Source organism: Clostridium sp. (assembly GCF_050717635.1).
In the GTDB taxonomy this organism is placed as follows: domain Bacteria; phylum Bacillota; class Clostridia; order Clostridiales; family Clostridiaceae; genus Clostridium_AD.
This window is the reverse complement of the sequence record NZ_JBOITO010000029.1, coordinates 105,222-126,098: the sequence shown is the minus strand read 5'-3', so window position 1 is coordinate 126,098 and position 20,877 is coordinate 105,222. Positions and strand designations below refer to the sequence as shown.

Genomic DNA, 20,877 nt, shown 5'->3' with positions numbered 1-20,877 from the left:
TTTAATTAAAAACTAAATGATGTAACGTATATTAATTGGTTAAGCTTCTCCTTCTATACACACTCATAATAATACCTACAGATGCCATATTAATAAGACCTAAAGATCCTCCATAGCTTATAAAAGGAAGTGCAATTCCAATAATAGGGAATAAATTTACATTCATTAATATATTTACTGAAAATTGAACTATAAATATACTAATTAGCCCACTAATAAGTAAGCTGCCATAATTATCTCTAACATATTTTGAAATATTCAAAATTCTATATATGAAAGAAATAATAAAAGTAATAATAATCGCAGCTCCTAGCCACCCAAAAGTGTGAACAATATAATTGAATATAAAGTCTGATTGCATCTCAGGTACTAATAATTTTTCATTTGCTGAAAATCCATTCCCCAAAATTCCAGATGTATGAATTATTTTATACATCTGTACACCTAAATATCCACTTCCTTCTGGATCAGAGAATGGGTCTAAAAAACTTAAAAGTCTTCTTGCTCTATATGGTGCCGTGAAAATATATAATATAAAACTAATAGCATTAAATGCAACAATATAAATTGCATATCTAATTTTCATCTTAGATTTAAGCGCTAAAACTATAAATGAAATAAAGTAAATTCCACAGTAAGCTAATCCTTGAACAGAAAGCATAAAATACATTGGAATAATTAAATATCCAAAAGCTTTAATTAAATTCATTCTTTTGTTCCAGTCATAGTTATTGAATATACCTGCAAGTGCAATTATAAATACATACAAGCTAATTGCCCTAATATCAGTTCTAAAAGAGCCAATTGAAATAAAAAGACGTCCATTTATAGGGTTACCTATAAATATATACAGGATAAATAACAAACACATTCCTGCAAAAATATGCAGCGAGTACTTTTCTAATTTTCTGTAATCAAAGAAATATAATAATACTAAGCCTATGGTGCCGATAGAAGCATATATTAGGCTGTGATTAAATAGATAATCATTCCGTCCATAGGAACTTCTATATTGCATAAGATACATCAAAGCAACACCCGTATTTAAAAGGATTATGGTTAAAATTAATGTAATCCAATCTGGGTTTCCCTTGTGGGCTATATTTAGCTGTTTACCTAGGGTTACACCATCTCCCATTCGTTCAACAGCTTTACTTACTGCTTCTTCATCTAATATTCCACTTTCAGCATATTCATCTATAATGTCCTCTATGTGTGATGATAGCTCCTGTTTTACTTCTTTATGAGCTGCTTTATATTTTACATAAGAACAGACATAATCTATATATTCACTAATCTTAGAATTATTTCCTACGCCCATAATACAGCCTCCAATAATATTTTATCAACTGTGGAACGGAAAGTTGTCCATTCTTCTTCTTTTTTCTTTAAAGATAATCGACCTGCCTCCATTATCCTGTAGTATTTTCTGGGGCGATTTCCACAGCCTTCATCCCAATATGCTTCTACAAGTCCCTTTGCCTCTAAGGTATGAAGAATTGGATAGAGTGTCCCTTCTTTTAATGTAAATATCCCATTTGATTTTTCTTCCATCTCTTTTATCATCTCATATCCATACATTGGTTTTTTATTAATTAACTTAAGTATAAGAATTACCGTACTTCCTTTTAAAAGTTCTTTGTTTATTGACATCTTATCTCCTCCTTTATAATGGTTATGGTATAATATTATTGATACTTAGTAAGCCGATACATAGTAAGTCGATACATAGTAACTATATGTATAATAATAACACTATAATATATTATGTCAATATATAGTGTAAATTAAATTTAGTGGTATGATTCCTTGGTTATGGGAGTATAAGATTATTGACTATATGTAATATATATTTGACACATGGTATCATTTATGTTACTATTTATTTAGAGGTGAATAATGTGAGTAAAAATCTAAAGTTTAAATCTGCAAGGGCCGGAAAAGACATGTCACAAAAGGAAGTTGCAGAAGCTGTTGGTGTGACTAGACAAACGATAAATGCAATTGAAAACGGTGGGTATAATCCGTCAATACAATTGTGTAGAGATATATGCAAAGTACTTGGTAAAACATTAGATCAGATTTTTGGGGAGGATGATAGCAATGTATAAAAATGACAAACTAGATGAAATGCAAGTTCAAAAGAGAAATAAAATCGGGAATAACTGTTTTATGGCAATGTTCTATCTGCTTTTTATAGATCTGGGACTTTATAATATTGGGATTGAATGGATAGCTTACCCTATGAATGTGCTTATAATTATAAATATATGTATGGGATATTATCTTATAAGGACAGTATGGGCAGGAGCATATTTAGGTGTGAATAGTAGAAATATAAATTCTAAGTATATAATAGGAGGGGTTATTTTATCTGTTTTTTTTCTAATTATAGGAGCGACCATAACCTTATCTTTCAAAGGGAAGGTACCGTTTTTTTCAAATTTTGGACCCGTAATTATAATAATTAGTATATTCATTTTAGTTCTTTTATCTATTATAGCTTTTGGTAATATATCTAGGCATAAAAGTGATAGCGGTGAGGAGTAAATATAGAGTGTTTTGTTTAACTTATGCTAAATATGGTAAAATATAAGATAATGGATTATATTGAGGTGATACAATGAAATATGCAGAAGCTAACAAAATAATAAATCAAAATAAATTTACACAGCAATGTATCTTAGTTAAAGGGAATTCTGCCAGTGGAAAGACAACTCTGGCAATTTCTAAATACAAGAACATGATAGAAGTTGAAAAAATTAAAAGCACAAGCATATTGTGTTTGTTCATGAATAAATATCAAAATATAACATGGACAAAAGATATGATTTTTAATACCAGTTCTGAGATTAGAAAAAGCTCCTACTATGGATTTATTAGAAAAGAGCTGTCACTTTATTGGCCATATGTAGTGGAGAAATGCGATGAAATAAAAACTAATGCATTAAAACCTGAATTTGCATCTTTTGATGCTACAAATTATGCAATGAAAGCATTAGTGGAACACTTTAGAACATCTAAAGGGTACTTTAGTGATATAACATCAACTTCTTCTAAAATAGCTTCAGATTTGATATCTAACATTAATAATGCGGCGCTATCATTAGTACCTTTTAATGAAATAGGAACTAGGCTATATAATTCATTAGAGGTAAAGGATTTTTTAGTGAAAGAAACTTATAATCAATTAGATGAAGTAACCGAGTATTACATATCAAAATTGTTAGGTAATGGTGTTGTAGATTATGGATTGTGTTTTTACCTTTATAATAATTATGTACTTAAGGACGCAAGATATTGTAGTATTAATAATATAAAATATCTTATTGTAGATGATATAGATGAGGCTTCACCAGCAGAACTAGAACTTATCTTAAAGATTATTAACAATGTAAATAAGGCATACTTATTTTATAACCCAAAGGGTGGATTTTGTAGTTATTATGGGGCTAATACTGATTATCTAAAGAAAAAATTAAATGTTGAATACCATGAACTTACGGTAGATAATCATTTTTGCTGCAATGATGAATTTATAAATTTTGCACAGATAATAGATAATAGGGCACATAACCACTATAAAGAAGAAGTGATAAATGGAAATTTAGAAGCTTATATAGATATGACATCACAACTAAGATCAGAAATGGTCCAGAAGATATTATTAAAAATTGAACAGCTATTAATTCAAGGTTTTAAGCCTGTGGATATAGCTGTAATTTGTCCGTTTAATGATTTTATTATGGCCTACGCGCTACAGAAAAAAGCAAAAATATTAGGTATATCAATTATAGAGACTACAAAAAAATATAGATTTATAGACAATGAATATTTACACCCATTAATAGTACTTGCGTTACTCTGTAATGATTATAAAAGTATAAAATTAACGGAAGAACATTATAAAAACTTTTTTTCTTTTATATTACAACTAGATCCAGTTAGAAGTTCATTATTATCTTCGTTAGTGACAAGCGGGCTTCCGGAGCTTAATAATGAAGTGATAGATAGAGTAGGAGCTACTTATGTAGATAAATATATTAAACTTAAAAAATGGATAGAAGATTATAAAATTCATTTTTCAGAGCACAAGGTGCCACTAGCTGAATTTTTCAGAAAAGCATTTTTAGAAGTGCTTATATTGCTGCCAAAAGTTAAAGAACATATAGAGGACTACATAAATTTATATGAGCGCTGCGAAGGGTTCGTAAATACACTAAATAAATTAGAATTTAAAGGAAGGTCTTCGGAAGAAAGATTTATAGAATTTATACTAAGAGAAGGGAGTGAATTTTATTCATCGAATGAAATCCAAGAGATGTTATTACAATATAATAGTATACTTTTAACATCACCCTATACTTATTTAACCTCTAATTTAAGTTCTAAGGTTCAAATATGGACAGATATTAACAGCAATATGTGGTGTTCAAGAAATATAAAGGAATTATCAAACTCCTATGTATTAAGAAGTAATTGGGATATTAATGATATCTATACTCATGAAAAAGAAAATACTAATATATACGGAATTTTAATTTCCGTTGTACACGGACTTTTAAGGAAATGTAAGAGTGAATTATATATATATGGTAGTGAATATTCTTTAAATGGATATCAACAAGAAAGTATATTTTCAGATATTCTTGTAGAAGTTTTAAGTGAGCGAGGTGAAGATGTTGAAGGAAATAATCTATAGGGATGATCAAAAGCCTATAATGGAATATCGTGGAGGAACTATGGCAGTACCCGCAGTTCCGGGAGCAGGAAAAACTTTTATAATATGTAATCTAGTATGTGAACTTATAAAAGGCAAAGTCCATAAACCTGGAAAAATACTTATAGTGACTTTTATGAATAGTGCAGTGAATAATTTTAAACATAGGATTTCTAGAGTGTTACAAAATAGTGGTATAACTGCAAGTAATGATTATGAGGTTATGACTATTCATAGTTTGGCTCTGAAAATTTTAAAAGATAGACCAGATGTAATGGGGGTTAATGAAGAATTTAAAATATTGGATGATGTAAATAAAAGTTTATACTTAAATAATTGTATTTCACAGTGGAGAAGGAAAGGAGGAGAGCGTGTATTTAAGGCTATGATATCAGATAAAGGCTTAAATAAATACGAAGTTAAACAAAATGATTGGTGGAATGATTTCTTCAAGACAGTGGATACAATTATTGGTGAACTTAAAATAAACGATATTTCTCCTGAAAAATTGAAAAGTGAGTTAAAATATTTAAATGAAAATAGTAGTTTAGTACATATAGCTGAAATTTATACATCCTACACTGAAATTCTAAAAAAAGAGGGATATATAGATTATAATGATTTGTTAATTCTTGCATATAAGCTTTTAAAAACAGATGATGTGCTTAGATTAAAATTACAAAAAAAATACACCTTTGTATTTGAAGATGAATGTCAAGACTCAAATTTAATTCAGGGAAAAATACTTAGTTTAATCACAGATAAAAGTGGTAATTTAGTTAGGGTAGGGGATGTTAATCAAAGCATAACAGGAACTTTCACAGCTTCAGATCCGAAATTTTTTACGGAGTTTAGTGATAATGCAAATGATGTGTTCCAAATGTTTATGGCAGGTCGTAGTACAAATAATATTATTAATTTAGCGAACGAATTAGTTGTGTTTACAAATAATCATCATGAAGAAGAAAAATGTAGAGGCGCATTAGTAAATCAGGAGATCAAAAGTCTCACAGAGGACACTAAAAATATAACATCTATTGCACATAATTATGGGATAAGCGCTATGGTTTGTAGCTCAAGTGAAGATGAAATGCAAAGGGCTATTAAGCTAGCACAAAAATTCAAAGAAAAACATCCAAGTAAAACCTGTGCAATATTAGTTCCATATAATAACCAGGTTAGAGAAATAGCGGATAAACTCAGAGCGTTAAATATTGTATGTGATGAACTATCAAATAAATCAGATAAAAGAATTAAAGTTACGAGTACTTTAGGTTATTTATTAGAGTTTATTTCAAGGCCACAAGATAGTGTTAGATTTAAAAATTTAATTCAAAACGTGTTTATAGAGGAGCAAAATGAAGAAAGTCAAAAGTTGCTTGATTTTATACAAACTTATGAAGTGGAAAAGCTTATGTATCCCGAAGGAAAAATAATTGATCCAAAAGATATTCCAGGAGAAATTTTAAATTCAAAGGTATATAAAGAATTTATAACATCCATGGAACAAATTAAAAGTATATTTGAATATCCACAAACACATTTAGATAAATTGATTTTGCATATTAGCGATGTTTTAAATTTCAGTCTTGAAAATAGAGCAATGGCAGAGGCAGTTGCAACATATAGTAGATTAAAGTCTAGCGATAATAGTGGATTTACATTAGGATACTTAGGGGAACAGCTGCTAGATGAAAAAAACAGTATTTTAAATTATATTTCAGGTATAATTTATGACTTAGAAGGGTATGAACCAACCCCTGATAGAATAACAGTAGCTACTTGTCATAAAGCTAAAGGACTGGAGTGGGATTGCGTATTAATATTAAATATCACAGCTTATCAATACCCATATATGGCAACGGATAAATTTAAAGACTATTATTATTTGAAAAACGAATTTAAAAACCCCACAGTGCTTTGCCGCGCTGAAATTGCAAAAATTCTAGGAAATAGTATTTGTGAAGATCCATTAATGGAAGCTAAAATACAAATTATAAATGAGAAGATAAGACTTTTATATGTAGGAATAACTAGAGCAAAAGAATACTTGATTTTAATGGCATCTAAATCTAATGAGGGGAAATGGAATGAAAATAAGCCGTCACATTATTTTTATGTTCTTCAAAGCTACATTAATAGCCAAAGGGGTGATGGTAAATGCTAGATATCAGAAAATTAAAGCACATCTACTATAGTCAAAATTTATTAAACACCTTTGATAAATGCCCCTTAAAATTTAAGATAAAGTATTTAGACAATGTTAGATGGAAAAAAGATTCAATAAATAATGAGGATTATTATGAAAATATGAACATGGGACTAGATTTTCACCTTATTTGTCAACGATACTTTTCAAATATACCTGTGAACATAAATAAAAGTAATAGTGAACTTATTAATTGGTATAATTCATTAAAAGAAAAATTTCTAATTTCAGATGAAAATATATATTTAACAGAGTATGAAATTAAAATGAGAAAAGATGATATTAGAATCCAAGCAAAATACGATTTAATAGTTATTAGACCAAATAACAAAATAGAAATATGGGACTGGAAAACTGAGAATAGGAAACTGGATTATAAAGAAGTATGTAAAAGAATGCAAGCTATTATTTATATGTATATATTAGGAGAAAGGTCTTTGGAAGTGTTTGATAAAGAGATACCTCTAGAAAATATAACTATGAATTTTTGGCAACCTCAGTTTGAAGAGGATATCATTACTATTAATTATACAGAGAGTATTCATAAAATTCACGAAGAAAAAATCATGGAACTAATATGCAGATTAGATAATTATGATTTTGGTTCTGATTTCAATAAAGAACTATATAGTAAGCATTGTAAGTATTGTGAATTTGCTGGAGTAAATCACGTATGTGATGCTTTTGTTTTAGGCTATGCTTAACTGTTAGCATTAATACTTTTTATAAACAGAAAATATAGTTTGAATATTAAAAAATCATATATAACAAAAACTTTAAATAAACTAAATGTGTAGGGGCATATTTCTTAAAAAAGGAGCGAATTATTTTGAAACAATGTAAATATAACTTGATACGAAAAATTTTATTTAGTATATGTATACCTATTGTTTTTATATGTGTTTTGTGGTCAGGAGATATACACTCCTTCGGTCAACTCCTTGTAGAAGTATATGGTTCAAAACATCCTGAAGATAAGTAAATGTCAAAGCATGTGAAAGCCCTATATTTTAAGCCTATTGCAACGTAAACCGTAGTATAATTATACTATATACTGATAATGGAATGAAAATAAACCATCTCATTATTTCAATGTTCTTCAAAATTACATTAATGCCCAAAGGGTCATGATAAATGCTAGACATTAGAAAATCAAATCACATAACAAAATAGAAATATGGGACTGGAAAACTTGAATATAAAGCTGTTACTATTATGTAACTAAACCTTCTCTGAATTGTAACTATTTATGTAAATAAACATGATATTATAGTTGTATAAACTAATCAGTTCTAATGGAGGAATAATTATGAAAAATAAAAAGCTTATCCTATTAACCATATTTTTAAGTTCGCTCATTATTGCAGGACCTATAACAAGTGCTCAAGGTATTACAAAACCAAAACTGCAAAACTATAAAATAGATTCACTTATATCAATACCTAAACTAAACCTAAGTAAAAATACTTATATTTCAGACTACAAATATGTTGATATAACTGGTGATAACGTAAAAGATAATGTGATTTTAACAGGCACAAAAGCAAAGAAAGCAGATATATATTTTGAGAATTTGAGTATAATAGTTCAAAATGGAAAAAGCAAAAAATTCATAAGGTCATCTTTAGGAAAATACAATGGAGGATATCAACCTACAGTATTTTTAGGCGATTTTAATGGAGATAAAGTGCCTGATATTTTTGTAAAAATGCCAACGGGTGGAAGTGGTGGATTTATAGACTATTCTATTATTAAGTTTAAGGAAAAAAAACTAAGTGTACTTTGGAATAGCCAAAATTATAACAGTGAAATAGATCTAACAGGTAAATTCGAAGATAATTTTATGGTGAATCTAAGTAGTAAGAAATTAAATAAAACTTTTGTAATTGATTTATCACCTAATAAGATTCAATATATTGACTCAAATATATATGATAAAGATGGGAAGATCAAACAAAGTATTGAACCGTGGATGGACGGATTTTCTGAAATAACCCCAATAGACACAGATAAAAATGGAACATATGAATTAATTGCATACCAACGCATAGTAGGAACATGCAATGCAGATACACTGGGGTATTTAAAATCTGAATGGAAATGGGACGGCAAAAATATAAAGCTAGATACTAATAAAGTAAGTTTAAAACATATTCATTAGATATAAGCAATTGCTATTTAAAGGTTATACAGATAAGCTCTTAATTTTTAAGAGCTTATTTTTTTTAATTATTAACATTTTACAGAAAATATTAATGGTCTTTAACTAGTAATATAAAACATTTAAATAAAGGATTGACAATTATATTGGAATTGAATACTATTTTATTAAACGATATATTATTTAATGATTAAAGAATAATAGTAAAATTAATTAATATTATGAATTATAATAAATGTAGTGAACTTTTTGATGAATTTATACGTTAAAGCATTGCTAGGGGTGATTGTTATTGGAAGAACTAGAGCTTATTAATAAAGCTAAGAATGGTAATAAAAGCGCACTAAATTCACTTTTAAAAGATAATTATAATATTTTAAAAGGCTACACAGTTAAAATGGTAGGAGACCCACACTTAGCACAGGATATTATTCAAGATGCCATGCTTAAAGCTGTGGTCAATATAAATAAATTTGAGCCTAGAGCAAAATTCTCTACTTGGCTCATAAAAATAGCTACTAATGTTTACAGAGATTATTTAAGAAAAAATAAGACATTTGAACTAATAGAAGAAACTGCTATTGATATAGGTAAACAATTAGAAGACACTGTAATATTAAATTTTGAATATCAAGAGGTAATGAAAATTATTTTAAAGTTACCTTATGAGAAAAGAGCTGTATTTATTTTAAAGCATTATTATGGTTATAAATATGAGGAAATATCTGAAATTTTAGGCTGTCCCATTGGAACAGTTCGGTCAAGGCTTCATAATGCAGTAAAATATATAATAAGTGAAACTTACAGAAAGGAGATTATATAAATGAAGGATTCTGAAAGAAACAAAAACTCCTTGATTGATGAATTTTACAATGAATCTCAGGAGGAAGCCTCCCAAAACACATTGAACTGTGAGGCTGACTTAGAATTTAAAAGTGTGCTAAATTCCACAGCTAAGAAAATGGATGTGTTAAATGAAGATATATTCGATTTTAATATAGACACCCTAAGCATAATAGAGCAAGGTGAGTGTATAAGAGAAAGCAAGAAGAATAAAAAAGAATTCATTCTATTTATATTATCCTCTGTTATAATTCTTTCTTTATGTTCCATAGCCATCATCAAAATTGGTCCTAAGCTACTTATTATTTCACAGATGTTTATTATTAGCATTGTTCCTTGGATAATAATACCTGTACTGGCAATTAAAAAAAGAGGAAGTGAAGTTTAATGGAGCTTTCAAAGAATGGATTAATGATACTCCTAATAATAGTTATTCCTATTTTATTAATTCAAGGTGCTTGGGTATTTTATGATGCAAGAAGACGAAAAGAAAAATATTATTGGCTTTGGGGAATTTTTGCACTTATAAATACACCAGGTAATCTACTTATTTATTTATTAGTAACACGAGTAATATTAAATAATAAAAGGAAAAAGTAGCTACTAAGAAATTAGTGGCTATTTTTTTGCTCTGTATTATTCACTAAGAAAGGAAAGGTGATTTCCTTAATATATATTTTTAAAATAAAATGAACTTTTTGATTTTAATTACGTTAAAGTCATGAAAATATAAAAAGGATATAGTAAGTTTGATACTATATTAAAAATTTGAAAGAGGTGATCACATGCAAGATACTTTAAAACTATTGATACCAATAATTATAATTCAGGCTATACTACTTTTATTTGCAGTAGCTGATTTGGTAAAACGTGATAAAGCAACTATTAGAGGTAAAAATAAATTTATATGGATTCCAGTTTTACTTATTTCTATAATTGGACCAATTATTTACTTAACATTAGGTAAAAGAGATTAAAAAAGGGAGAAAGAAAATGAGAATTATTAATTGCCAGGGAGTATCTAAAAATTATAAAGATAAAAAAGCATTAGATAATGTAACATTTAGTATAGGAGGCACCGGATGTGTTGGATTTTTAGGACCTAATGGTGCAGGTAAAACTACCGTCCTACGTATATTAGCAGGACTCGCTTCACCTACTTCTGGTAAAGTAGAGGTTATTGGGTACGAAGCACGTAAGGACATTAAGAAAATTAGAAAAGAATTAGGTTATTGTCCTCAGACACCGAAATTTTACAATTACATGACTGGTGAAGAATGGATGGAATGGGTTGGGTCTATGTTCAATTTGGACAAACAAACAATAAAGACGAGAAGTGAAGAGCTTTTAAAAACCTGTGGGGTATGGGAAGCGAGAAAACGAAAAATTGGTGAATATAGTGGTGGAATGAAACAACGTTTGGGGATAGCTCAAGCGCTTATTAACAATCCTAAATTGCTTATACTTGATGAACCAGTATCCGCATTAGACCCACAGGGGCGTTATGACGTGCTTAATATAATAGAAGACTTAAAAGATAAAATAACAATATTTATGTCTACACATATTATTGATGATATTTCTAGAGTTGCAGATAAAATTATAATAATTAATAAAGGAGCTGTAATATTATCAGGTTCTATGGATGAAATAGTTAAAAAATATGCTGAGAAAACCATAGAATTCACTATTGAGTCAGAAGATAAAAATGTAGTGAATTTACTAAAGAATAAAGCATGGGTGTCAAGAGTAGAAGTTGAAGGAAATAAATTTAAAATCAGTACAAATCATCTAGAAATGGCACGTATAGAATTTCTTAAATTAGTTGTAAATGAGCAATTGTGCTTAACTTCATACCAAGTTAGCGGTATGACATTGGAGAACATTTTCTTGAAGGTGGTGGGTATTAATGATAAAATTACCAATGTTAAATAAAGAAATAAAAGAGTTATGTAAAACTTATAAAATTATAATTATCCCTTTGGTTTTTATATTATTAGCCCTAATGCAACCTGTATCAATGAAGATGCTCCCAACTCTATTAAAAAATGCATCAAATTTACCAGAAGGTACTATAATTAAAATTGCGGCCCCTTCTGCTAATGATGTTTTGAGGTCATTACTAGGTCAGTTTGGGCAAATGGGTACCATTGTAATTATATTAATGTTAATGGGAACAATTGCAGGTGAACGTTCATTAGAAGTAACAGCAATGGTATTGGTAAAACCAATAGGACGTGCAAGATATTATTTTGCGAAATTCTTTTCATATTCTATACTTATTATTTGCAGTATGTATTTAGCTATTGGTTTTAGTGCCTATTACATTGAAGTTTTATTTGGTAAAGTAAGTTGGTCACATATAATCCTAGGTACTACAGTCTATTTACCTAATTTAATACTTATTATTGCAATTACTATGTTCTTTTCAAGTTTTCTTAAGAGTCAAATAGCTGTAGGTGGTGCAGCCTATGGTGTATATATTATTTTAAGTACTGTTCCACAATATATGGGCGGATCCTTGAAGTCTATATCAATAAATGAATTAGTATATAGTGCAAGTGATATATTAACAGGTGAAAACAACATTAATTTTTTTAAACCAGTATTAGGTGTAATGGCAATATCAATAATATTAGTATTAGCTGGATGGCTTATATTTGATGAACAAGAAATATAAAAAAACATAATATTAATCGCTATTACATAGCATATAAAATAGTATTATAAATATTGACATTAATGTAAAAATTAATTATAATACTCTTATATGATATATCAAAAACAGGGGGGTATATATTATGCCAGATAAGGGTAAAAGTAAAGGTACTTCAACTAAAGATAATGGTAAGAAAAAAGATAAAAAGAATCAAAAAAATAAGGGACCTAAAAAGTAAATAAATTCCTGAACTCACAGAGTTCAGGAATTTATTTACTTTAATTAATATTATAAAAATGAAAAACCAAGTGATGCAACAATAATAGATAGATGGTATAATTTATAAATAAAGTTATAACAATATATAAGTTTTTTTGGGGGGATCTTCATGACAACCAGTATGTTAAAAGTTATTGCAATTTTATTAATGTTAATTGACCACACGGGGGCAGTGATTTTCCCTGAGGTTACAATTTTAAGACTTATAGGAAGATTATCGTTTCCTATATTTGCCTATTTAATTGTTGTAGGGTATACTAAAACGAATTCTTTTTCAAAATATTTAACTAGACTTATGATATTTGCAGCTTTGTCCCAATTACCGTTTTCATTAGCTTTTGGCGAACAGTTTAATATACTTAACTTGTCAGATTTTTTAAGTTTTGTTGTAGGTGGTCCAAATCCACATTTGAATATTTTCTTTACTTTAGCACTTGGACTTCTAGCAATACGTATATGGGATAAAGAAGAATCAGAAATTGCTAGAGTAATAACTGTATTAGCATTAGCTATTACATCTAAAGTGTTACATACAGATTATAATATGTATGGGGTCGCAATGATTTTAGCGTTTTATATTTTTAAGGATAATAAAATTAAAACTGTTATATCTCAAACCCTTGTATATATATTATTTGATGCATCACAAATCTTAATTTATGTGTACAAATTTCCAGGTATAACGTTAGAATTAGCTTGGTTTGGGCAAGCTTTATCGTTACTGGCATTGGTTTTTATTTTTAAGTATAACAATGAGAAGGGTAAAAATTTAAAATACTTCTTTTATGCTTTTTATCCATTGCATTTACTTATATTAGGACTTATAAAAATATTTATGTAAAACAAATTGCGAAAAGGAGTATAGAGTTATGAACTGGATAATTAAAAAATTCAATGAACTAAGTAGTGATGAACTATATGAAATTTTAAAACTTAGAAGCGAAGTGTTTGTTGTAGAGCAAGAATGTATTTATGAAGATTGTGATGGCAAAGACAAAAAATCATATCATTTATTTGCAGAACAGAACGGCGAAATCCTTGTATACTTAAGAATTTTAGAAAAAGGTGTTACTTATAATGAGATTTCTATAGGAAGGGTCTTAGCTAACAAAAAATATCGTGGGAGAGGCTTTGCAAAACAAATGATGCTAAGAGCAATAGAATTTATCGAGCACTATTTAAATGAGAATGAAATTAGAATATCAGGACAGGAATATTTGCTGGATTTTTACAGCAGTTTTGGGTTTGTTAAAGTTTCAGAAGGTTATTTGGAAGATGGTATTCCACATATAGAAATGTTATATAAAAAGCTTTAAATATATACTCATTACAGGGGGCTATTTTTTATGGAAAAACTTATAAAAGAAAAACTAGACAGACTGATAGATTTATTTCAGGAGGTATCTAGCGGTTATAAATGGGAGGGATCTTTGACTAACCATTTTACTGCATTAACTTATACATTAAATAACAGAGACTTTGATAAAGAACAGATCCAAGATGTAAGGTCTTATATGAAGAAAACTACGGGGGTATTTTCTAACTATAGAGGGATTTCTAAGATTATCTTGTCAGCATTATTAGCAGGTAAATATGATAATCCAAAACAGGAATTTGATAAAATACTAAGTTATGATAAAAGGATGAAACAAGCAGGTTTTAAGAACAATATGTATTTACCAATAGCGAGTTATGCTCTTTTGGCTAGCTGTAATGAAGAAGCTGTTCCCACAAGAATAGATAAAGCGTTAGATATATATAGTGATATGAAAAAAAATCATTTCTGGTTAACGGGAGGAGATGATTACCCACTTTCTATACTTTTAGCAAATTCTGATGCTTCTGTTAATAGTATTATAGAGAATATGGAAGAATGTTATAACCTACTAACTGAAAATGGGTTCCATAAAAATAATGGGCTTCAATTTTTATCTCATATATTAGGATTTCGCAAAGAAGATAATAAAACTAAAGTTTTAAGGTGCAAGGAAATATTTGATAGGTTAAAAGATAATAGTATGAAGGTTTATTCTAGTGGGTATGGTGTAATTGGGTTCTTATCTATACTTGGAGAAGATGGGTATGAGGCAGTAGATCAAGTTATTGAAGTTGTAAAAGTTCTTAAGTCAACTAAAAAATATAAATGGTTAACGAAAGAAACCCATTTATATACGGCGGCTGCTTTGACTTGTGATGTATATATTGAGAATATGAAAAGTCAAAAGGATCTTATTCAAACAGCTATTGGAATTTCTATTGAATCTTTAATTGCGGCACAAACAGTGGCTATCATAGCAGCAGCTAGTAGCACAGTGGCTATATCATCTGCAGCTTCATCATCTTAATAATAAATTCAAAAGATATAACTCAAAAAAACCTATCTGTATACAGATAGGTTTTTTTGAATATTAAAGCATCTATACCTTTAGTTCTGATTAATGTTAGAAGGTAAATCATCTATTGTTTTTAGCACATAACCTTGGCTTTTCCACTGAGTAATTACATCGTCTAATATCTCTGCATTTGTTTTAGATACTGCATGTAGTAGCATAATTCCACCATTGTGAGTTCTTTGCAAAATTTTATTTTTTGCCATTTCATGAGAAGGTTGTTTATTAGTAAGCCAATCCATATAAGCAAAACTCCAAAATATAGTTTTATATCCATAGTTTTGAGTGTATTGTAAGGACAACTCACTATACTTACCCATTGGAGGTCTAAAATATTTAGATATTTTTTTCCCAGTAACATTTTCAAAGGCTACTTCTACATCGGATAATTCACTTCTGAATTTTGTTTCATCTTTTATAGATGCCATTGAAGGATGCCGGGCACTATGATTACATACCAGGTGGCCTTCAGCCACCATTCTTTTAATTAATTCTGGGTTAGAAGTTATATAGGGCTTTACTACGAAAAAGGCTGCTTTTACATTATGTTTCTTTAAAACATCTAAAATTGGAGCGGTATATCCTGCTTCGTAACCCTCATCAAAAGTTAGATATAATACTTTTTTTGATGTATCTCCTAAATAATAACACTTATATTTTGATATAAGTTCACGAGTTTCTTTTGGTCCTTCAGGTGGCTGGTTGTCATTACGGGGCTGAAAATACCAATTATATTCCTTAGTACTTAATGTATTAGTAGACTCAGTAGGAATAAATACATTTTTAAAAAAATCTAATAAAGTGGGTGCTTTTAGAATTTCATTGTTAGAGTTTTTGATGGAATTATTTCTTAACTCGCTGCTATAAACAACACTTGAAAAACAGTTGATGCTAAGTAGAGAGGAAATAATTAAACACAAAAGCTTTGATTTCACATTGATCACCTCGATTTAATCTATTTCTGAAATACAAGGTTATGTTCATACATTTAGTATAAGTATACTTTTAGTATACTTATACTTTTAGTATACTCATACTCTTAGTATGCTCAGTATTTATTTATAGATACGAAAAAATGAATAGATTAGATCTTGGTAATTTTTATGAAGACATTATAATGCTTTTTAAATAAAAATTTTACTATGGGCCTTATTGTACTGTATACTAATAGTATGTCTAAAGTAGAGGTGATTAAATGGAATTGTGTTTAGAGCAACAAAAATTAATACATAGCAAACCCTCAAGGTATAGTTTGATTAGAGGTATGCAAAATTCAGGCAAAACGACGGCAGCCATTTATAGAAGTCTTTATTTGAAAAATCACTATTGCTTATATAAAGATGATAAAATATTGATGTTAGCGTCAAAGAATGAAGATATAGATTATATTAAAAACATATATAACGTAGCAGAAGTGGAAACTAGATTAGAGTATTTAAGCTTATTTTCTAATAGTGAGAGAAACTTTCATGTGGTTACATTAGAAAGTATTTTACAAAAATATTTTTTGGAATATATAAATAAATATAAATTAGAATATAAATTAATTTCGGATAATGCTAAAAAAACTAGCATCATTGAAAGTTGTATACTTCAGATTAAAGATATTTATCCGAAGCTAAGGATACTTCGCACTGATTATGTTAGATTTTTTATTGAAGAAGTAAAGTGGATAAAAAGCTGTAATTACTTAGAAATAGATTTATATTTAGAGTCAACTAGAACAGGAAGAAAATGTGTTAAAGGTCAGGGCCCTCAAAGAATCAATAAAAATTCCACTTCTAGAAGAGCAATATTTGAAATTATGCTTAAGTATAATGCAAAACTTAGATCATTGAATTTAGTTGATAAAGAAGATATTAATTTATATGCTCTTCAAATGGCAAGGACCATTAAAGTGGACAAGTATTGCCATATTATAAGCCATAAAAGTAACAATTTAACTAAAATACAGATAGAATTTATTAAGGAATTATCTAATGAAAAACCTTATTCTAGCATTATGTTCCTTGTTGATTTGGATAAATCTCATAAGAGTAACTCATGGATGGTAAAAGGTAAAAGAGTTAATACTAAACCACTAGGAGAGAAATCAAAATCATATTTCTTTAAAAGTAAATATAAAACACAAGTTGTTAACTCATTTGAAAACTTTCAATTTTGTGATATAAGACATGGCAGAGCATATGAATTCATGAGGGATTATAGTAGGATCTCAGATATTTTAGTAAGCGATGGAAAAGAAGGATATGAATATCTAAATGAGGAATTATTAGAATTACCAGTATATAGCGATATAGCAGCAGGAGAACCTATACTCATCAATTCTGAAGTAGAAGGTAATTTTTACATTCCAAAGTATTGGTTAAAAGGAGTGAAAAATTCATTTATTTTAAAGGTTAAAGGAGATAGTATGATTGGAGCAAATATTAATCATGGAGATTATGTAATAATAAGACATGAGCACGCTGCAAATAATAATGATATTGTAGCGGTTGATATAGGTGGAAATGCAACTTTAAAGAGGCTTTTAATAAAAAAAGATAAAATATTACTTATGCCAGCAAATGAAAAATATAAGCCTATTGTAATAGATAGTGAAGATACATATATTATAGGTACAGCTGTAGGAATTATAAAACATAAAAATTAATTTAAAAGGGGACGCGTAAAGATGAAAATATTTTTTATTTCAGATATCCATGGTTCACTTTTCTTTTTAGAAAAGGCTTTAGAGCGTTATAAAGAAGAAGGAGCTAGTTACATAGTACTTTTAGGCGATGCACTATATCATGGACCAAGAAATCCATTACCAAAGGATTACAATCCGCAGGCGGTAGCTAGTATCTTAAATGAGTATAAAGATAAGATAATAGCTGTCAGAGGGAATTGTGATAGTGAGGTAGATCAAATGCTCATCGAATATCCAATGATGTCGGATTATTCCATAATATTATTTGATAACAGAAGATTATTTTTGACTCATGGGCACATTTATAATGAGGATAATATGCCGAGTTTAAGCGACAATGATGTACTAATACATGGGCACACACACCTTCCTGTAGCTGAAAAACACAATGGAATATATGTGCTAAATCCAGGATCTGTAACGCTACCTAAGGAGAATTACCCTAATTCATATGCAATACTTAAGGATGATTTATTTCAAATAAAAGATCTACAGGGTACTGTTATAAAAGAAATAGTATTATAAAAATAAATCCCCAAGGGTTATCTTAGGGATTGTTTAATTCTGAATTTCTTTTTTCTTTTCATTTAAATATAGTAAATACATAAGTGTAGAAGCTGTGATGCCAACGAAAAATACGAGGATCCATGCGGAATTTATTTCTCTATTTCTAATAAATAAACCCATGATAAAGGGACCAACTGCAAAACCTGTACCAGTAATTAATGGTAGGACTGCATTAAACCTACCTCTATGAGACATTGGTGTATGATTGGCAATATATACACCGGAATTAGTAGCAGATAGTATTTCGCCTATTGTCCATATTATTGTAGAGATAATAAAGACCAAATAGGTTTTTGCTAAAAATAACATTCCAAAACCTAAAGAGAAAAATAGACCTGCTAAGGTTATATTAAGTATAGGTCTAAGTTTTTTTGTTACAACTGTTATAATTGTTGTCATAGTAACTACTACTAGTCCATTGATTGCCATTAGAGAACCATAAAGTTTTGGACCGCGGCTACTAAAAAGCGTATCCATTTGCATAGGTATAATGAAACAATGTTGTGCATACATAAACGAATATATCATTGAAACCATGGCAAAAGCTACAAGATAAGGCCTTTTTAAAAGAACGCTAAACAAGCTACCGTCTTGAGCCTTTTCTGTTTCACTATAGAAATCAGTACTGACTTTATCACATGTGATTGCTTTATCTGGCAGGGTTTCTTCTACAAATACAGCAACTAGTACTAATGATAGTATAGTTGTAGCGGCATCTCCTAAAAATAAAATTTTCATGTGATTATTGTATAAAAAACCTGCAATTAATGGTCCAAGTGAAAAACCTATATTAATACCTAAGTATAAAAGCGAGTATGCTGCTTTTCTGTTTTTTGTTGTTGTTAAATCAGCCATCATGGCACTATTTGGTGGTTGTGCAGCACCTCCGAAGAAAGATGAAAGAATTAAAAGGTAAGGTACTATTAAAGACTTTCCAAGGAATGCACAAGGAATCAGACACATTGCAGCCAAACCTTGGGAAATAATAATCACTTTTTTTCTTCCGATATGGTCAGATAATTTTCCACCTATCAGTGCGCCAGGTATAGAAGAAACCGCAGCCATCATTAAAAATAAACCAACAGTTTCTATTCCAAGTCCTAAACTTTTTGTAAGAAATAATGTTAGAAACGGATGAACAAAACTTCCCATACTGTTAATAATCCGAGCAAAGAATATAACATAAATGCTTTTCGGCAAGCCGGAGTAAGGTTTTAGAATATTTGAATTTCTCATTGATTTCTCATGGGTTTCCTCCCTTCATAAGTCATAATGAATTTTTTAATTTTTGTTTATCTTTAGTTTACTAAAAATACTTATATAATTCCAGTTAATAATGATAAATTCACAAAAAAAAGATAGCCATTGGCTATCTTTTTTAAAATTAATATTTACTTTCTAAGAAAAAAACTGAATTTATCTTTTTGCGGCGTTAATATCGATATGCTTCGTTCATGAAGCAGTTTATCAAATTCTTGAATTTGTCCATCAACTATATTTGCGTAGTCAGTTTTACCATCTTCTACCCAATTCATAAATATATATGTATGTGAGGGGCTACCTGGTTCTTCTGGTAAATCTGTAGTGAAACAAATATCTCCTTTTTTGAGTTCATTGAGGTCAGTATTTTTTTTCCATCCCATAGAAGTTAATCTTTTCAACAAACCATTAACTGTAGAGGTATTGTTAGGGATATCATAGTTGTTAGCTCTTAAAATTTCAGATAAGAGATATACTGTAATGCCTGTTTGTTTTCCATTGTTTAATTTGACTGCGTTTTCTAGCACAGATATTCTATTTTTTTCTAATTCTAAATATTTATAAATATTGGATTCCTGTTCAACTGCATTAGTAGATGCGCTATCAGCAGTAGTTTTGTTTACTTCTCCACTTACCTCTTTATTCGTTTGTTTGTCAGCTACTACATCAGTTTTGGGTTTCATTAAAGAACTGTTCATGATTATAGAAAATAGTATTATAGATACTACAACTATACCAAGTGCTAAAACAATTACATTATTCTTAAATTCGTTTTTGTCTGCTAACAGGTGCATTTCTTTTATGTATTTCTCGCTTTCGTCAATATCTTTTAACTTAGATGTCCTACTGCTATATTCGGTTTTAGGATTGTTATTATCTGAAGCGTTGTTATTTGAATACATTTTATTTATAATTTCATTATTATCGTCTGTTATAACTTTTTTATTCTCATTTTTATTTTCACTCATAATTTCCTGCTCACAAATATAGGTACCATATTAATATTTTACCTATATATCTGCAGCACCCCCTTATCTTATTAAATCTATCACTACGTCAAGTTTAAGAATTGTTTGTATCACCTACTTTTACATATT

General features: G+C 29.1%; 22 protein-coding genes. 17 read left to right on the top strand and 5 right to left on the bottom strand.

Annotated elements, in window-relative coordinates; all coding sequences use genetic code 11:
- Nucleotides 1-31: 31 nt before the first annotated feature.
- Together ACREWB_RS13130 and ACREWB_RS13125 are read right to left on the bottom strand one after the other, a co-directional pair.
- The gene (locus ACREWB_RS13130; RefSeq protein WP_431547896.1) at nt 32-1,321 is read right to left on the bottom strand and encodes an FtsW/RodA/SpoVE family cell cycle protein; all 1,290 of its coding nucleotides are present in this window, start codon (nt 1,319-1,321) and stop codon (nt 32-34) included.
- Nucleotides 1,312-1,653, bottom strand: a complete 342-nt coding sequence (locus tag ACREWB_RS13125) for a PadR family transcriptional regulator (protein ID WP_431547895.1) — start codon at nt 1,651-1,653, stop codon at nt 1,312-1,314. Before ACREWB_RS13125 ends, ACREWB_RS13130 begins: the two co-directional genes overlap by 10 nt.
- A gap of 248 nt (nt 1,654-1,901) precedes the next feature.
- On the opposite strand from ACREWB_RS13125, the gene ACREWB_RS13120 reads away from it, so the two are divergent.
- The 15 genes from ACREWB_RS13120 (at nt 1,902) to ACREWB_RS13050 (ending at nt 15,216) form a co-directional block, all read left to right on the top strand.
- Complete coding sequence (locus tag ACREWB_RS13120; RefSeq protein WP_431547894.1) at nt 1,902-2,111, top strand: helix-turn-helix transcriptional regulator; 210 nt, start codon at nt 1,902-1,904, stop codon at nt 2,109-2,111.
- Nucleotides 2,104-2,550: a DUF6773 family protein gene (locus tag ACREWB_RS13115; protein WP_431547893.1), complete on the top strand. Its 447-nt coding sequence runs from the start codon at nt 2,104-2,106 to the stop codon at nt 2,548-2,550. The genes ACREWB_RS13120 and ACREWB_RS13115 overlap by 8 nt, the downstream gene beginning before the upstream one ends.
- Nucleotides 2,551-2,623: 73 nt before the next feature.
- On the top strand, nt 2,624-4,702 hold the full coding sequence (locus tag ACREWB_RS13110) for a hypothetical protein (RefSeq protein ID WP_431547892.1): 2,079 nt from the start codon (nt 2,624-2,626) through the stop codon (nt 4,700-4,702).
- The gene (locus ACREWB_RS13105) at nt 4,680-6,887 is read left to right on the top strand and encodes an ATP-dependent helicase (RefSeq protein WP_431547891.1); all 2,208 of its coding nucleotides are present in this window, start codon (nt 4,680-4,682) and stop codon (nt 6,885-6,887) included. The genes ACREWB_RS13110 and ACREWB_RS13105 overlap by 23 nt, the downstream gene beginning before the upstream one ends.
- On the top strand, nt 6,881-7,633 hold the full coding sequence (locus tag ACREWB_RS13100; RefSeq protein WP_431547890.1) for a PD-(D/E)XK nuclease family protein: 753 nt from the start codon (nt 6,881-6,883) through the stop codon (nt 7,631-7,633). The genes ACREWB_RS13105 and ACREWB_RS13100 overlap by 7 nt, the downstream gene beginning before the upstream one ends.
- A gap of 605 nt (nt 7,634-8,238) precedes the next feature.
- Nucleotides 8,239-9,090 (top strand): YybI family spore inner coat protein, encoded by an 852-nt coding sequence (locus tag ACREWB_RS13095; protein ID WP_431547889.1) that lies wholly within the window; start codon nt 8,239-8,241, stop codon nt 9,088-9,090.
- A 292-nt stretch (nt 9,091-9,382) separates the two neighbouring features.
- On the top strand, nt 9,383-9,913 hold the full coding sequence (sigY, locus tag ACREWB_RS13090; protein ID WP_431547888.1) for an RNA polymerase sigma factor SigY: 531 nt from the start codon (nt 9,383-9,385) through the stop codon (nt 9,911-9,913).
- Nucleotides 9,914-10,321 (top strand): hypothetical protein, encoded by a 408-nt coding sequence (locus ACREWB_RS13085; protein WP_431547887.1) that lies wholly within the window; start codon nt 9,914-9,916, stop codon nt 10,319-10,321.
- A complete protein-coding gene (locus ACREWB_RS13080; protein WP_431547886.1) occupies nt 10,321-10,533 on the top strand; it encodes a hypothetical protein in 213 nt (70 codons plus the stop codon). The genes ACREWB_RS13085 and ACREWB_RS13080 overlap by 1 nt, the downstream gene beginning before the upstream one ends.
- A gap of 185 nt (nt 10,534-10,718) precedes the next feature.
- Complete coding sequence (locus tag ACREWB_RS13075; protein ID WP_431547885.1) at nt 10,719-10,910, top strand: PLDc N-terminal domain-containing protein; 192 nt, start codon at nt 10,719-10,721, stop codon at nt 10,908-10,910.
- A 16-nt stretch (nt 10,911-10,926) separates the two neighbouring features.
- The gene (locus ACREWB_RS13070; RefSeq protein ID WP_431547884.1) at nt 10,927-11,868 is read left to right on the top strand and encodes an ABC transporter ATP-binding protein; all 942 of its coding nucleotides are present in this window, start codon (nt 10,927-10,929) and stop codon (nt 11,866-11,868) included.
- Nucleotides 11,843-12,613: an ABC transporter permease gene (locus ACREWB_RS13065; protein ID WP_431547883.1), complete on the top strand. Its 771-nt coding sequence runs from the start codon at nt 11,843-11,845 to the stop codon at nt 12,611-12,613. Before ACREWB_RS13070 ends, ACREWB_RS13065 begins: the two co-directional genes overlap by 26 nt.
- Before the next feature lie 367 nt (nt 12,614-12,980).
- Nucleotides 12,981-13,712 carry a TraX family protein gene (locus ACREWB_RS13060; protein ID WP_431547882.1) on the top strand — a complete coding sequence of 244 codons (732 nt, stop codon included), beginning with the start codon at nt 12,981-12,983 and terminating at the stop codon, nt 13,710-13,712.
- 28 nt (nt 13,713-13,740) lie between these two features.
- Complete coding sequence (locus tag ACREWB_RS13055; protein ID WP_431547881.1) at nt 13,741-14,187, top strand: GNAT family N-acetyltransferase; 447 nt, start codon at nt 13,741-13,743, stop codon at nt 14,185-14,187.
- A 30-nt stretch (nt 14,188-14,217) separates the two neighbouring features.
- The gene (locus ACREWB_RS13050; RefSeq protein WP_431547880.1) at nt 14,218-15,216 is read left to right on the top strand and encodes a DUF4003 family protein; all 999 of its coding nucleotides are present in this window, start codon (nt 14,218-14,220) and stop codon (nt 15,214-15,216) included.
- An 80-nt stretch (nt 15,217-15,296) separates the two neighbouring features.
- Here ACREWB_RS13050 and pdaA read toward each other — a convergent pair whose 3' ends face one another.
- Nucleotides 15,297-16,196 (bottom strand): delta-lactam-biosynthetic de-N-acetylase, encoded by a 900-nt coding sequence (pdaA, locus tag ACREWB_RS13045; RefSeq protein ID WP_431547879.1) that lies wholly within the window; start codon nt 16,194-16,196, stop codon nt 15,297-15,299.
- A gap of 260 nt (nt 16,197-16,456) precedes the next feature.
- Here pdaA and ACREWB_RS13040 point away from each other — a divergent pair, with 260 nt between their 5' ends.
- The gene (locus tag ACREWB_RS13040; protein ID WP_431547878.1) at nt 16,457-17,914 is read left to right on the top strand and encodes a LexA family protein; all 1,458 of its coding nucleotides are present in this window, start codon (nt 16,457-16,459) and stop codon (nt 17,912-17,914) included.
- A 21-nt stretch (nt 17,915-17,935) separates the two neighbouring features.
- Complete coding sequence (gene yfcE / locus ACREWB_RS13035; protein ID WP_431547877.1) at nt 17,936-18,478, top strand: phosphodiesterase; 543 nt, start codon at nt 17,936-17,938, stop codon at nt 18,476-18,478.
- Nucleotides 18,479-18,511: 33 nt separating this feature from the next.
- On the opposite strand, the gene ACREWB_RS13030 is transcribed toward yfcE, so the two are convergent.
- Both ACREWB_RS13030 and ACREWB_RS13025 read right to left on the bottom strand, forming a co-directional pair.
- Nucleotides 18,512-19,756 carry an MDR family MFS transporter gene (locus ACREWB_RS13030; RefSeq protein ID WP_431547876.1) on the bottom strand — a complete coding sequence of 415 codons (1,245 nt, stop codon included), beginning with the start codon at nt 19,754-19,756 and terminating at the stop codon, nt 18,512-18,514.
- A 155-nt stretch (nt 19,757-19,911) separates the two neighbouring features.
- The gene (locus ACREWB_RS13025; protein WP_431547875.1) at nt 19,912-20,748 is read right to left on the bottom strand and encodes a hypothetical protein; all 837 of its coding nucleotides are present in this window, start codon (nt 20,746-20,748) and stop codon (nt 19,912-19,914) included.
- Between the last annotated feature and the right edge of the window lie 129 nt (nt 20,749-20,877).

Excerpts from the sequence above, each read along its gene's own strand:
- ACREWB_RS13130 (WP_431547896.1), bottom strand. The coding sequence starts at position 1,321 with ATGGGCGTAGGAAATAATTCTAAGATTAGTGAATATATAGATTATGTC.
- ACREWB_RS13085 (WP_431547887.1), top strand. The coding sequence starts at position 9,914 with ATGAAGGATTCTGAAAGAAACAAAAACTCCTTGATTGATGAATTTTAC.
- ACREWB_RS13095 (WP_431547889.1), top strand. The coding sequence starts at position 8,239 with ATGAAAAATAAAAAGCTTATCCTATTAACCATATTTTTAAGTTCGCTC.
- ACREWB_RS13125 (WP_431547895.1), bottom strand. The coding sequence starts at position 1,653 with ATGTCAATAAACAAAGAACTTTTAAAAGGAAGTACGGTAATTCTTATA.
- ACREWB_RS13050 (WP_431547880.1), top strand. The coding sequence starts at position 14,218 with ATGGAAAAACTTATAAAAGAAAAACTAGACAGACTGATAGATTTATTT.
- ACREWB_RS13060 (WP_431547882.1), top strand. The coding sequence starts at position 12,981 with ATGACAACCAGTATGTTAAAAGTTATTGCAATTTTATTAATGTTAATT.
- ACREWB_RS13080 (WP_431547886.1), top strand. The coding sequence starts at position 10,321 with ATGGAGCTTTCAAAGAATGGATTAATGATACTCCTAATAATAGTTATT.
- ACREWB_RS13025 (WP_431547875.1), bottom strand. The coding sequence starts at position 20,748 with ATGAGTGAAAATAAAAATGAGAATAAAAAAGTTATAACAGACGATAAT.
- ACREWB_RS13040 (WP_431547878.1), top strand. The coding sequence starts at position 16,457 with ATGGAATTGTGTTTAGAGCAACAAAAATTAATACATAGCAAACCCTCA.
- ACREWB_RS13065 (WP_431547883.1), top strand. The coding sequence starts at position 11,843 with ATGATAAAATTACCAATGTTAAATAAAGAAATAAAAGAGTTATGTAAA.
- ACREWB_RS13110 (WP_431547892.1), top strand. The coding sequence starts at position 2,624 with ATGAAATATGCAGAAGCTAACAAAATAATAAATCAAAATAAATTTACA.
- ACREWB_RS13070 (WP_431547884.1), top strand. The coding sequence starts at position 10,927 with ATGAGAATTATTAATTGCCAGGGAGTATCTAAAAATTATAAAGATAAA.
- ACREWB_RS13030 (WP_431547876.1), bottom strand. The coding sequence starts at position 19,756 with ATGAGAAATTCAAATATTCTAAAACCTTACTCCGGCTTGCCGAAAAGC.
- ACREWB_RS13055 (WP_431547881.1), top strand. The coding sequence starts at position 13,741 with ATGAACTGGATAATTAAAAAATTCAATGAACTAAGTAGTGATGAACTA.
- ACREWB_RS13115 (WP_431547893.1), top strand. The coding sequence starts at position 2,104 with ATGTATAAAAATGACAAACTAGATGAAATGCAAGTTCAAAAGAGAAAT.
- ACREWB_RS13100 (WP_431547890.1), top strand. The coding sequence starts at position 6,881 with ATGCTAGATATCAGAAAATTAAAGCACATCTACTATAGTCAAAATTTA.
- ACREWB_RS13105 (WP_431547891.1), top strand. The coding sequence starts at position 4,680 with ATGTTGAAGGAAATAATCTATAGGGATGATCAAAAGCCTATAATGGAA.
- ACREWB_RS13075 (WP_431547885.1), top strand. The coding sequence starts at position 10,719 with ATGCAAGATACTTTAAAACTATTGATACCAATAATTATAATTCAGGCT.
- yfcE (WP_431547877.1), top strand. The coding sequence starts at position 17,936 with ATGAAAATATTTTTTATTTCAGATATCCATGGTTCACTTTTCTTTTTA.